Genomic DNA, 12,316 nt, shown 5'->3' with positions numbered 1-12,316 from the left:
AGCGTATGCAACGGTGCATCCTTGTTGTGAGTATCGCGATGAAGAAGTGAAAGACGATCATAAAGAATAACGAGAGAATAACAAGAGAATAAGAAAATAGTAAAAAAGCCTGAATTAATATTCAGGCTTTTTTATTTTTACCATATGCCGTACAGAATTTATGTTATCGAATTATCGAAACGGGTGTTTACTGAAAACACCAAGTTTAGAAATGCAAATCCGCAATTTAATGGCGTTTTGCAATGCTTGTATGTTGGTATGACGAGCAAAACGCCTAAAGAACGTTTTCTGCAACATAAAACAGGACATAGAAATAAGAAAGGACATAAGTTGTCTTCTAACATTGTTGAGAAATACGGACTTTATCTTCGTCCGAGTTTATACAATCACATCGATCCAATTACAACTAGAGCAGAAGCTTTAAAAATGGAAGAAACGCTAGCTTTAGAATTGCGCAGACAGAAGTATGCGGTTTGGTTTAATTGAAGTTTAATCGCGTGATTTTGAAAAAAAAACAAGCTTAAGTCGTTTTATATGATGGTGTTAGGTTGCATTAAATATTGTTTAAGAAATTATTCTGTTAATAACGGTTAAAATGTTAATACTATTGTAAACTATAGTTCTATAGATGCAAAAATCATTTAATTTATATCATAAAAACTTAAAACCATGAAAAAACTATTACTAGTCACTGCTATCTCTATTTTAGGATTAGCACATGTTAACGCACAAGACGTTAAATTTGGAGTTAAAGGAGGTTTGAACTTTGCTTCGGTAACTGGAGTTGAAAGTTCTCAGCTAGAACCTATAACGGCTTTTCATTTTGGAGGTATGGCGGAAATATTCATTTCAGAAAAATTCTCTTTACAACCTGAATTAATGTATTCTGGACAAGGATTTAGCGATGGAGGAATAATTGATTTACATTATTTAAATGTTCCGTTAATGGCAAAATACTATGTAGCAAAACGAATAAGTCTAGAAGCTGGACCGCAAATTGGATTTTTGCTCAATGCAAGAGAAGGAGGTGAAAAATTAAAAAACCGGGATAACAATATTGATTTTGGTGTGAATTTTGGTCTAGGTTATAAACTAGATAATGGACTTAATTTTGGAATGCGATATAATTTAGGATTAACAGAGTTCTCGGTTACAGGTAATCACAGTAAAACAACAAATGAAATTAAAAATAGTGTGTTTCAATTTTCCATTGGCTACTTCTTTTAATGCGTAATAATTTTCTATATTTTAAAACCGAAGTCTATTGACTTCGGTTTTTGATTTTTAGTCTTTTGTTCTTTCTTATTAATACTACCAGTTATTAAGTGTAAACTTAGATCGTTGGACTTCTGAGAATTAAAAATACATGTATCTTTTAAAATCAAAAAACGCTCCTAGAAACATCTAGAAGCGTTTTTTTTTAATTTGCATGGATCGATGATGAACAGAAGTGCTCTTCTTATTATGCATAAGAGTGCATGACCTGTCAGCAGCGACTCGCTGCTACATCATTCCTGGCATACCGCCACCCATTCCTCCTGGCATACCACCTGGAGCATCTTCTTTAATATCAATTAAAGCACATTCTGTAGTTAAAATCATTCCGGCAACAGAAGCAGCATTTTCTAATGCAATTCTAGTTACTTTTTTAGGATCGATAATTCCTGCTTTCAGCATATCTACGTACGTGTCTGTTTTAGCATCGTAACCAAAGTCTTTTTTACCTTCTAACACTTTGTTTAGAACAACACTTCCTTCACCACCAGCATTTTCAATGATGGTACGTAAAGGAGCTTCAATAGCTCTGTTTACAATTTGAACTCCTGTAGTTTCGTCTAAGTTTTCTGTAGTAATATTTTCTAATACTTTTTTAGCACGAACAAGAGCAACACCACCACCAGCAACAATACCTTCTTCTACTGCAGCACGTGTAGCATGTAAAGCATCATCTACTCTGTCTTTCTTTTCTTTCATTTCTACCTCACTAGCAGCACCAACATAAAGTACGGCAACTCCACCAGCAAGTTTCGCTAAACGCTCTTGTAGTTTTTCTTTATCATAATCACTAGTTGTAGATTCAATTTGCGATTTGATTTGATTCACTCTATTTTTAATCATGCTCTTTTCTCCAGCACCATTAATAACAGTCGTGTTGTCTTTATCAATAGTAATACGTTCTGCAGTACCTAACATATCTAAAGTAGCATGTTCTAAAGTAAATCCTCTTTCTTCAGAAATTACAGTACCACCAGTTAAGATTGCGATATCTTCTAACATTGCTTTACGTCTGTCACCAAATCCTGGTGCTTTTACAGCGGCAATTTTTAGAGAACCACGTAATTTGTTTACTACTAAAGTTGCAAGTGCTTCACCATCTACATCTTCTGCAATAATTAATAATGGTTTTCCAGATTGCGCTACAGGTTCTAAAATAGGAAGTAAATCCTTCATTGTAGATACTTTTTTATCATACAATAAAATGTAAGGATTTTCTAAATCGGTAATCATTTTGTCACTATCTGTAACAAAATAAGGAGATAAATAACCTCTATCAAACTGCATACCTTCTACAACATCTACGTACGTATCTGTTCCTTTAGCTTCTTCTACAGTAATAACACCTTCTTTACCAACTTTACCAAAAGCCATAGCGATTAAATCTCCAATAACGTCATCGTTATTTGCAGAAATAGATGCTACTTGTTTTATTTTATCGGAAGAGTTTCCAACTTTTTGCGTTTGTTTTTCTAAGTCTTCAACTATTGCAGCTACTGCTTTGTCAATACCACGTTTTAAATCCATAGGATTTGCGCCAGCAGCAACATTTTTTAAACCTTCTTTTACAATTGCTTGTGCAAGAACAGTTGCTGTAGTAGTACCATCACCTGCAAGGTCATTTGTTTTACTTGCAACTTCTTTTACCATTTGCGCTCCCATATTTTCAAGAGGATCTTCTAACTCGATCTCTTTTGCAACGGTTACACCATCTTTAGTTACTTGAGGAGCACCAAAGCTTCTACTAATAATTACGTTACGTCCTTTAGGACCAAGTGTTACTTTTACTGCGTTTGCTAATGCATCTACACCACGTTTTAAACCGTCGCGTGCATCAATATCAAATTTTATGTCTTTTGCCATCTTAATGTTTTTAACTATTAGCTATTAGCACTTGGCTTTTAACTAAAAGGTTTATCTGTTTTTAATAAATTTTTAATTGTAACTGGCTAAAGGCTAACAGCCAAAAACCAAAAGCTATTTATATGATCGCCATGATATCTTCTTCACGCATCATTAAATAGTCGTGACCATCTAATTTTAATTCGTTTCCAGAATATTTTCCGTAAAGAACAGTATCTCCAACTTTTACCGTAAGAGGTTCATCTTTTTTACCTGTACCTATTGCTATAACGGTACCTTTGTGTTGTTTTTCTTGAGCTGAATCTGGAATAAATAAACCAGATGCTGTCTGTGTTTCTGCAGGAAGTGGTTCTACTAAAACGCGATCTGCAAGTGGTTTGATGTTTACTTTACTCATGGTATATGTTTTATTTATTTATAATAGTTTTTATGCTTTTATAGGAAGCTAAAAATGTGCCAATAGAGTAGGACTGACAAAGTTGCCGAATGTCTTAAAATTATAAACTTGAAAAGTAGATTTTGGACAAAAAAAAATGCCAACTTTTAAAAGTTGGCATCTTGAATATTTTTTAAAACAGATGATTACTCAGGAGTATCTTCTGTTTGTGCAGGAGCAGTTGGTACTTCTACTGGTTGTACAATATTGTCAGTATCTAAAGCTTTAGATTCTGTAGTTGTTGTACCGCTGTTAATTGCAACGTTAGAAACTAAAATTAATACAATTAAAATAGTTGCAAGCGTCCATGTGCTTTTGTCTAAAAAGTCGGTTGTTTTTTGAACACCACCTAACTGTTGCGTTCCTCCACCACCAAATGATGATGATAATCCGCCTCCTTTTGGGTTTTGTACCATTATTACTACAACTAGCAAAAATGCTACCACTACTATTAAGATTAAAAATACTGTAAACATGTTGTTATTCTTTATTATTTTGTTCTTGTAATTGTTTTACTGCCTTAATTTGGTCTGCAAAGAAACCACTTTTTTCTGGATATTTCAAACTTAATATTTTATAAGATTGTAATGCCTTTTTGTAATTTTTTTGTTCTACATAAATACGCGCCAAAGTTTCTGTCATTAGTGCCTCTGGCTGTATCATTTGGGCTTCGGCAATATTGATATTTGCTTTAGCTGTTTTCTTTGGTTTTAGCTTTGGGTTTTTTGTTATAAATTTTTCTATAAGATCAAACTTTTTCTCTCTTTTTGTTTTTATTTCTTCTGATGTTTCCTGTTCTTCTTCGCGTTGAATAGGAGTGAAGTTTGCTAGTTTTAACCATTCGTTAAACGAATGTGTTTCTGTGTTTTCAAACTCTAATGGCTTACCAATGTTTAAAATTTGGTTTGCAGAAATGGTTTCTGAAGGGATACTTTCTTCTGTATCTTCCACCTTTTTAGAAATATCTAAACTAAAGTTTGCAATTTTGGAACGTTCTATTTTTGGTTGAAATAACTCTGGATCTAAAACGCCAGTGGTATCTTTTATTTGCTGCCTTAAAGCATCATCAATCGTCACGTTTTTGTTTACCGAAATGTCTTCTACATCTACCGTGATATCTTTGACATGTTCGCTATTTTGTTTTATGTGTTGCGATATTTTATTTTGAAGAAACTTTTTCGAAGTAATATAATCGAACAGAATACTTCTATCTGTAGTATAGCTTGCCGTTTTTTTAAGTTCTTGATTATAGTTGAAACTTTCTTTATTCTTTAAACCTTTTAAGTAAATAGCTCTTGCAGATTGACAATAGGGAAAAGCATCCACAACCGTTTTTAAGGCTTCGGTTTGCAAAGCCGTAACTTTTTGAGGATGTTGTAATAAATAGGTGAAGTCTGTATTATTCATTGGCTAAGCCAAATTTAATTATTTTTTTTATTGAAAATTGCGACTGCTTACGGTATACTTTTTACTACCACTTTGCTAGTGAAGCATTAAAAATATCTTGTGTTAAACGTTCAAAAATCTCTTCGAAAGCCGTCGTTTTTATCGACCCTACAAGTTGCTCACTTCCTCCATAATCATAATAGAAAGAGAAGCGTTGTTCAAAATCGTCTTCTTCGTTTTTCTTATTGAAAAAGCGCACATTTATACCAATAGTTAAACGGTTTTGCGCGGCAGTATTTGCGGATGTTGCTGTAGTTGGTGAAATTCTATATTCTACAATTTCGCCTTCGTAAACCAAATCGGCATTAGAGTTTACTAAACTTAAATTAGTTTGATTGGTTATTAAATCTTGTAAAGCGATGGTGAAATCTCTATTTAAACCTGGTTCTACTAGAATAGCATTATTTTGAAAATAATTTACCTGAAATGTTTTTACATTAGATGCAATAGATGCTCCTGTAAAAGAATATGGCCCACAGGTAAAAAAAGTGGTTGCTATTAGTAAAAGAAAAAGGTGTTTTATGTTTTTCATTTATTTGGAATGAGATACTGAAACCGGTTCAGATAATAATTAATGTTATTAATAGGTGTTAGGTTTTTTCATAGTGATGTAGGCGTAAATGTAACCAGCATTATCTGCTACGTCAAAATCTGCATTAATAAGTCTATAGCCTTCGTAATGTTTCTCGTTTATAAGGTCTTCTGCTTCTTGCCTTATTGCTTCCGAACTATTACGACTAAACGTTTTTCTTATTAAAAATATTTCTACTGCTTTCATTTCTTCTAAAATTACCTCAAAAATAACTTTTTAAAACTTTGATTTTCATAAAGTTTTGTTACAAATCAAATTGCTTAATCTTTCGGTATAAAGTACGCTCACTAATGCCAAGCTCTGCTGCTGCTAACTTGCGTTTTCCTTGGTGACGTTCTAAAGACTTCTTAATTAACTCTAATTCTTTATCGTGTAAGGAAAGTGTTTCTTCTTCCTCAATTTCTTCTGCAAAGTGATATTTATCTGTAGCGTCTTGGAGCGTTTCTGGGTTTGCGTTTTGCGGAATAGATAATAATTTTAAATCTTCTTTAGCATCTTCAAAATCGGCATCTTCTTCATCTCCATATATTTTCTGTATTAAGCCTTCGTTTTTTTCTTGAACTTCTGCATCGTTACCATTTTTCATGAGTTCCATGGTAAGTTTTTTAAGATCGTTTAAATCGGCTTTCATATCAAATAAAACCTTGTACAAAATTTCACGCTCATTACTAAAGTCACTATCTGCTTTGGTGTTTTTAATTACAGCAGGTAGGTTCGTGCTTCCTGTTGGTAAATATTCTTGCAGTTTTACAGCATCGATAGTTCTGTTTTGTTCTAATACCGAAACTTGTTCTGCTACATTTCTTAATTGCCTAATGTTTCCAGACCATCTAAATTTTAATAATACTGGTATCGCATCGTCTGTTAATTTAATGGTTGGCATTTTGTATTTCAATGCAAAGTCACTAGCAAATTTTCTAAACAATAAATGTATGTCTTCTTTACGTTCACGAAGTGCAGGAAGATGAATTTCTACCGTACTTAATCGGTAATATAAATCTTCTCTAAATTTTTCTTTTTTTATAGCATCAAACATATTTACGTTTGTTGCAGCCACAATACGTACATCTGTTTTTTGAACTTTACTAGAACCTACTTTTAGGAATTCTCCATTTTCAAGAACACGAAGTAAACGTACTTGTGTGGTTAATGGTAGTTCTCCAACTTCATCTAAAAAGATGGTTCCACCATCTGCGACTTCAAAATACCCATTTCTAGTTGCTGTTGCTCCTGTAAAAGCGCCTTTTTCATGTCCGAAAAGCTCGGAGTCTATAGTTCCTTCTGGAATAGCACCACAGTTTACAGCAATATATTTACCATGCTTTCTGTGGGAAAGCGAATGTATTATTTTAGGAATGCTCTCTTTACCAACTCCAGATTCTCCAGTTACTAAAACCGAAATATCTGTTGGTGCTACTTGTATGGCTTTTTCAATGGCACGATTTAGTGTTGGGTCGTTACCAATGATACCGAAACGTTGTTTTATTGATTGAATAGACTCCATATTTTACTTCCTGCGAAGGCAGGGATCTTTTATTTAATATTTATATTCTTCCGTCTTTAATTTTTTTTGCCGAATTGAAGACTCTTTCCCTTAAAAAAAAGGAAAGAGTTTATTAATTATTAGCGCTCAAACCTAAAGGTTCACCAATTAAAGTGGTTTTAGTAACTCGAGTAATCTTTACGTTTACAAACTCACCAACTTTATAATTTTCTTTTGGGAACACACAAAGTAGGTTTTGATCGGTTCTTCCAGACCAATCTTGATCTCCTTTTCTAGCTTCTTTTTCAATTAAAACTTCTACTGTTTTACCCATAAAAGATTGTGTTTTCTCTAAACTATGTGCTAATTGTAAATCGATAACTTCTTGTAAACGTCTTTTCTTAACTTCTAAAGGTATATCATCTTCCAATTTACGTTCAGCCATAGTTCCTGGTCTTTCCGAATACGCAAACATATAACCAAAAGCATATCTTACATGTTGCATTAAGCTTAAAGTGTCTTGGTGATCTTCTTCTGTTTCTGTAGGGAAACCAGTTATCATATCTTGGCTAATCGTGCATTCTGGAAGAATTCGTTTAATATTATCTATAAGATCCATATACTCTTGACGCGTATGTTGTCTGTTCATTTCCTTTAAAATCCTGTCGCTCCCACTTTGAACAGGTAAATGAATGTAGTTGCAAATGTTTTCGTATTTAGACATCGTTTCCACAACATCTAACGTCATGTCTTGCGGATTAGAAGTAGAAAAACGAATTCGCATTTTTGGTTGTGCTTGTGCACATAATTCTAAAAGCTTCGCGAAATTTACAGCAGTTGCTTTTTGCATGTCTGTCGCCTTAACAAAATCCTTTTTTAAACCTCCACCATACCAAAGGTAGCTATCTACATTCTGTCCTAATAAAGTAATTTCTTTATAACCTCTGCTCCAAAGGTCATTTACTTCTTCAATAATACTCTGGTGATCACGGCTTCTTTCTCTTCCTCTTGTAAAAGGAACGACACAAAAAGTACACATATTATCACAACCACGTGTAATAGAAACAAAAGCGGTAACTCCGTTAGAATTTAAACGTACAGGAGAAATATCGCCATACGTTTCTTCTTTAGATAAGATCACGTTTATAGCATCTCTACCATCATCTACTTCTGCAAGTAGGTTTGGTAAATCTTTATAAGCATCTGGACCAACAACAAGGTCTACAATTTTTTCTTCTTCTAGAAACTTACTTTTTAAACGTTCGGCCATACAACCCAAAACACCAACCTTCATATTAGGGTTTACTGTTCTTTTAACTTTATTGTATTTTTCTAAACGTTTTCTAACCGTTTGTTCTGCTTTATCACGGATAGAACAGGTGTTTACCAAAACTAAATCGGCATCTTCTAGGTTTTGCGTGGTGTTAAATCCTTGATTAGATAGAATAGAAGCTACAATTTCACTATCACTAAAATTCATAGCGCAACCGTAACTTTCAATAAAAAGCTTGCGTTTGTTTCCTTCTTTATTTTCTATAACAAGGTTTTCTCCTTGTTTGTTTTCGTCTATAGTCTTTTCCATATTAATGCCTGCTAATGCAGGTAACTTACTTTTTGTCTTTCTACTTTGCTTCAGATAAACTTCAGCAGAAATTTCATTATTTATAATCTTGGTCAATAAGTATGCAAAGGTACAATTATTTTAAATACAGTGACAAAGTGACAGTGTGTAAATTTTTAAAGGGTTTGTTAATAATTTCCTACTTTTGAAGCACTAATCAAAAATACTAAATAATGACATTTCAAGAATTTGAAAAAAGAGTGCAACATGCTAAACAATTAGATTTTGGCGATATTTTTAATAAAAGTATAGAACTTTTTAAGAAAGTTTGGGTACAAGGGCTGGTAATGATGTTGTTAACGATGTTAATAATACTTCCTTTTTATTTACTTATGTACTTGCCTTTACTTGGAGCAGGAATGATGGATCCAAATTCTTTTGGGTCAGGAGGAGATGCTAGCTTTATGCTAATGATACCTTTTTTCTTGATATTAATAGTTTTCTGTATCGTAGCAACTGTAATAGGTTTTGGTATGCGTGCTAGTTTTTACAGAATTTGTAAAATGAAAGATTTAAATGAAATAGGTTCAGATGATTATTTCTTTTATTTGAAAAAACCATATTTAGGTAAATTGGTGAAATTATCACTTGCCGCTTTCGGAATCTCTTTTGTGGCAACAATTTTATGCTATTTACCATTGTTTTATGTGATAGTTCCAGTGACGTTAATGAATGTGATTTTTGCTTTTAATCCGGAGCAATCTGTTTCTGAGATTATAAAATCTGGTTTTGCTTTAGGAAATAAAAAATGGCTAATTTCTTTTGGACTTATCCTTGTAAGTTCTATTCTAGCATCTATAGTAGGTATGATTATGTGTTTTGTTGGTGTTTTTGTAACCGCATCTTTTGCATATATTCCTGCGTACTATATATATAAGGAGTCTATTGGTTTTGATTCTGAAGAAGAAAATAAGCAAATTGAAAATATTTAAAATATAGTTTATATTGTGAGAAAGCCTGTTAATTCAGGCTTTTTTTATGTCTAATTTTATGGAATTAATGCCCCGTGAAAGAATAAATTAGGAACGTGAAATTTTTTTCACATACCTTTGCACTCTGAAAAAATAGAAATATGGCGAAGAATTTAGTTATAGTAGAGTCACCTGCAAAAGCAAAAACTATTGAAAAATTTCTTGGAAAAGATTTTAAAGTAGAGTCTAGTTTTGGGCATATTGCAGATTTACCTTCTAAGGAATTAGGAGTAGATGTAGAAGGTGATTTTGATCCTAAATATGAAGTATCTAAAGATAAAAAAGCAGTTGTAAAAAAACTGAAAGATTTAGCTAAAAAAGCAGACATGGTTTGGCTAGCTAGTGATGAAGATAGGGAAGGAGAGGCTATTGCATGGCATTTAGCAGAAACGCTAAAACTAGATAAAGAGAAAACAAAACGTATTGTTTTTCATGAGATTACTAAAACTGCGATTAAAAAAGCAATAGAAAATCCTAGAGATATAGATTACCATCTAGTAGATGCACAACAAGCAAGAAGGGTTTTAGATAGAATTGTAGGGTATGAACTTTCTCCAGTTTTATGGCGAAAAGTAAAAGGAGGTCTATCGGCAGGACGTGTGCAATCGGTGTCTGTTCGTCTAATTGTTGAAAAAGAAAGAGAGATTACAAACTTTACAGCAGAAGCATCGTATAGAATTGATGCAGAATTTTCTAATGAAGCGGGGCAGTCTTTTAAGGCAAAGCTTCCTAAGAATTTTGCAACAAAAAAAGAAGCCTATGCGTTTTTAGAAAGTAATGCGGATGCCAATTTTAAGGTTTCCGATCTTCAGAAAAAACCTGCAAAAAAATCACCAGCAGCACCTTTTACAACTTCTACATTACAACAAGAAGCAGCAAGAAAATTATATTTTTCCGTTAGTAAAACCATGAATATGGCACAACGCCTTTATGAAGCTGGTTTAATTACGTATATGAGAACAGATAGTGTAAACTTATCTGACGAAGCAAAAAATGGCGCGCAAGCAGAAATAGAATCTGCTTATGGTGAAAAATATAGCAAACCAAGAAATTATAAAGGGAAGTCTAAAGGTGCTCAAGAAGCGCATGAGGCGATTCGCCCTACCAATTTTGCAACACATTCTGTTGCTATTGATAGAGATCAAGCACGATTATACGATTTGATTTGGAAACGTGCTATTGCATCACAAATGAGTGAAGCACAATTAGAGCGTACCAATGTTAGAATCGAATCATCCACAAATAAAGAAACCTTTACAGCAAATGGAGAGGTTATTAAATTTGAAGGGTTTTTAAAAGTATACTTAGAAGGAACAGATGATGAAGATGTAGAGCAAGATGGAATGCTTCCTGCAATGAAAGTAAACGAGGCGCTTTTAAATAATTACATTACCGCAACAGAACGTTATACAAGACCACCAGCAAGATATACCGAAGCTTCTTTAGTGAAGAAGTTAGAGGAACTTGGTATTGGTAGACCATCTACATATGCACCAACTATTTCTACAATACAAAATAGAAATTACGTGGAGAAAGGAGCGGTTGATGGCGTAGCACGCGATTATACGCAGTTAACATTAAGTAGCGGAAACGTGAAAGATGCAATTCTTAGCGAGAAAGTAGGGTCGGATAAAGGAAAATTAGTACCGACAGATATTGGTATGATTGTTACTGATTTTTTAGTCAATCATTTTGAAAGTATTTTAGATTATAATTTTACAGCTAAAGTAGAAAGTCAGTTTGATGATATAGCAGAAGGAAAGAAGGATTGGAAAAAGATGATGAAATCTTTCTACAAAACCTTTCATCCAAAAGTAGAAGACGTACAAGAAAATGCTGAAAGAGAATCTGGAGAACGTATTTTAGGAAAAGATCCAAAGACGGGAAAACGTGTTAGTGTCCGTTTGGGTAAATTTGGACCAATGGTGCAATTGGGAGAGCCAGACGATGAAGAAACACCAACCTATGCTAGTTTAAGTCCGGATCAACAATTAGGAACTATTAGTTTTGAGGAAGCGATGGACTTGTTTCAGCTTCCTAAAAATTTAGGAACGTACGAAGACGAAGAGATACAAGTTAATAATGGTCGTTTTGGTCCTTATGTGAAGTTTGGAACAGCATATGTGTCGTTACCAAAAGGAACAGATCCATTAACGGTAGAGTTGGATGATGCTATTGTTTTAATTAAAGAAAAACAAAAAGCAGACGCGCCAATTTATCATTATCAAGATTTACCAGTGCAAAAAGGAAAAGGTCGTTTTGGTCCATTTATAAAATGGAACGATATGTTTATTAACGTGAACAAAAAGTACGATTGGGATGATTTATCGGATGCGGATATTGTAGAATTAATTGAAACAAAGATTCAAAAAGAAATCGATAAGGTTATTCATAATTGGGAAGATGAAGGTATTCGTGTTGAAAAAGCACGTTGGGGAAGATTCAATATATTACAAGGTAAAGTGAAAATTGAATTACCAAAAACTACAGATGCTCCAGCTTTAACTTTAGAAGAAGTACAAGGAATCATTGAAAAAAATGCGCCTAAAAAGAAAGTAGCTAAGAAAAAAGCTCCTGCAAAGAAAAAGGCACCAGCAAAGAAAAAAACGACAACTAAAAAGAAATAGAT

Annotated in this window: 12 protein-coding genes; 4 read left to right on the top strand and 8 right to left on the bottom strand. The window is 33.5% G+C overall.

From position 1 onward, the window contains the following. The first annotated feature begins 144 nt into the window (after nucleotides 1-144). Together ACVCXO_RS00770 and ACVCXO_RS00765 are read left to right on the top strand one after the other, a co-directional pair. Nucleotides 145-486, top strand: a complete 342-nt coding sequence (locus tag ACVCXO_RS00770; protein WP_452227691.1) for a ribose-5-phosphate isomerase — start codon at nucleotides 145-147, stop codon at nucleotides 484-486. Nucleotides 487-669: 183 nt separating this feature from the next. Next, nucleotides 670-1,227, top strand: coding sequence for a porin family protein (locus ACVCXO_RS00765; RefSeq protein WP_452227690.1), 558 nt, complete (start codon nucleotides 670-672; stop codon nucleotides 1,225-1,227). A 276-nt stretch (nucleotides 1,228-1,503) separates the two neighbouring features. On the opposite strand, the gene groL is transcribed toward ACVCXO_RS00765, so the two are convergent. From groL to miaB, 8 genes are all read right to left on the bottom strand, one after another. Beyond that, nucleotides 1,504-3,138 carry a chaperonin GroEL gene (groL, locus tag ACVCXO_RS00760; protein WP_452227689.1) on the bottom strand — a complete coding sequence of 545 codons (1,635 nt, stop codon included), beginning with the start codon at nucleotides 3,136-3,138 and terminating at the stop codon, nucleotides 1,504-1,506. A gap of 118 nt (nucleotides 3,139-3,256) precedes the next feature. Continuing rightward, nucleotides 3,257-3,535 carry a co-chaperone GroES gene (locus tag ACVCXO_RS00755; protein ID WP_452227688.1) on the bottom strand — a complete coding sequence of 93 codons (279 nt, stop codon included), beginning with the start codon at nucleotides 3,533-3,535 and terminating at the stop codon, nucleotides 3,257-3,259. Nucleotides 3,536-3,720: 185 nt separating this feature from the next. Then, nucleotides 3,721-4,050, bottom strand: coding sequence for a preprotein translocase subunit SecG (gene secG, locus ACVCXO_RS00750; protein ID WP_452227687.1), 330 nt, complete (start codon nucleotides 4,048-4,050; stop codon nucleotides 3,721-3,723). Nucleotides 4,051-4,054: 4 nt separating this feature from the next. Next, nucleotides 4,055-4,981, bottom strand: a complete 927-nt coding sequence (locus tag ACVCXO_RS00745; protein ID WP_452227686.1) for a hypothetical protein — start codon at nucleotides 4,979-4,981, stop codon at nucleotides 4,055-4,057. A 64-nt stretch (nucleotides 4,982-5,045) separates the two neighbouring features. Beyond that, nucleotides 5,046-5,552: an LptE family protein gene (locus tag ACVCXO_RS00740; RefSeq protein WP_452227685.1), complete on the bottom strand. Its 507-nt coding sequence runs from the start codon at nucleotides 5,550-5,552 to the stop codon at nucleotides 5,046-5,048. Between the two features lie 48 nt (nucleotides 5,553-5,600). Continuing rightward, nucleotides 5,601-5,798 carry a hypothetical protein gene (locus tag ACVCXO_RS00735; protein ID WP_452227684.1) on the bottom strand — a complete coding sequence of 66 codons (198 nt, stop codon included), beginning with the start codon at nucleotides 5,796-5,798 and terminating at the stop codon, nucleotides 5,601-5,603. A 58-nt stretch (nucleotides 5,799-5,856) separates the two neighbouring features. Beyond that, a complete protein-coding gene (locus ACVCXO_RS00730) occupies nucleotides 5,857-7,116 on the bottom strand; it encodes a sigma-54 interaction domain-containing protein (RefSeq protein WP_452227683.1) in 1,260 nt (419 codons plus the stop codon). Nucleotides 7,117-7,228: 112 nt separating this feature from the next. Then, complete coding sequence (gene miaB / locus ACVCXO_RS00725) at nucleotides 7,229-8,677, bottom strand: tRNA (N6-isopentenyl adenosine(37)-C2)-methylthiotransferase MiaB (RefSeq protein WP_452227682.1); 1,449 nt, start codon at nucleotides 8,675-8,677, stop codon at nucleotides 7,229-7,231. A 212-nt stretch (nucleotides 8,678-8,889) separates the two neighbouring features. Here miaB and ACVCXO_RS00720 point away from each other — a divergent pair, with 212 nt between their 5' ends. Both ACVCXO_RS00720 and topA read left to right on the top strand, forming a co-directional pair. Further along, nucleotides 8,890-9,648 carry a hypothetical protein gene (locus tag ACVCXO_RS00720; protein ID WP_452227681.1) on the top strand — a complete coding sequence of 253 codons (759 nt, stop codon included), beginning with the start codon at nucleotides 8,890-8,892 and terminating at the stop codon, nucleotides 9,646-9,648. Between the two features lie 140 nt (nucleotides 9,649-9,788). Continuing rightward, a complete protein-coding gene (gene topA, locus ACVCXO_RS00715) occupies nucleotides 9,789-12,314 on the top strand; it encodes a type I DNA topoisomerase (RefSeq protein ID WP_452227680.1) in 2,526 nt (841 codons plus the stop codon). Nucleotides 12,315-12,316: the final 2 nt, after the last annotated feature.

The organism is Lacinutrix sp. MEBiC02404 (assembly GCF_053601575.1).
This window is presented reverse-complemented; position numbering and strand designations above follow the sequence as displayed.

Bases quoted from the DNA above. Each gene is read 5' to 3' on its own strand.
- ACVCXO_RS00740 (WP_452227685.1), bottom strand. From the start codon at position 5,552: ATGAAAAACATAAAACACCTTTTTCTTTTACTAATAGCAACCACTTTT.
- ACVCXO_RS00765 (WP_452227690.1), top strand. From the start codon at position 670: ATGAAAAAACTATTACTAGTCACTGCTATCTCTATTTTAGGATTAGCA.
- miaB (WP_452227682.1), bottom strand. From the start codon at position 8,677: ATGGAAAAGACTATAGACGAAAACAAACAAGGAGAAAACCTTGTTATA.
- ACVCXO_RS00735 (WP_452227684.1), bottom strand. From the start codon at position 5,798: ATGAAAGCAGTAGAAATATTTTTAATAAGAAAAACGTTTAGTCGTAAT.
- groL (WP_452227689.1), bottom strand. From the start codon at position 3,138: ATGGCAAAAGACATAAAATTTGATATTGATGCACGCGACGGTTTAAAA.
- ACVCXO_RS00755 (WP_452227688.1), bottom strand. From the start codon at position 3,535: ATGAGTAAAGTAAACATCAAACCACTTGCAGATCGCGTTTTAGTAGAA.
- ACVCXO_RS00770 (WP_452227691.1), top strand. From the start codon at position 145: ATGCCGTACAGAATTTATGTTATCGAATTATCGAAACGGGTGTTTACT.
- secG (WP_452227687.1), bottom strand. From the start codon at position 4,050: ATGTTTACAGTATTTTTAATCTTAATAGTAGTGGTAGCATTTTTGCTA.
- ACVCXO_RS00745 (WP_452227686.1), bottom strand. From the start codon at position 4,981: ATGAATAATACAGACTTCACCTATTTATTACAACATCCTCAAAAAGTT.
- ACVCXO_RS00720 (WP_452227681.1), top strand. From the start codon at position 8,890: ATGACATTTCAAGAATTTGAAAAAAGAGTGCAACATGCTAAACAATTA.
- ACVCXO_RS00730 (WP_452227683.1), bottom strand. From the start codon at position 7,116: ATGGAGTCTATTCAATCAATAAAACAACGTTTCGGTATCATTGGTAAC.
- topA (WP_452227680.1), top strand. From the start codon at position 9,789: ATGGCGAAGAATTTAGTTATAGTAGAGTCACCTGCAAAAGCAAAAACT.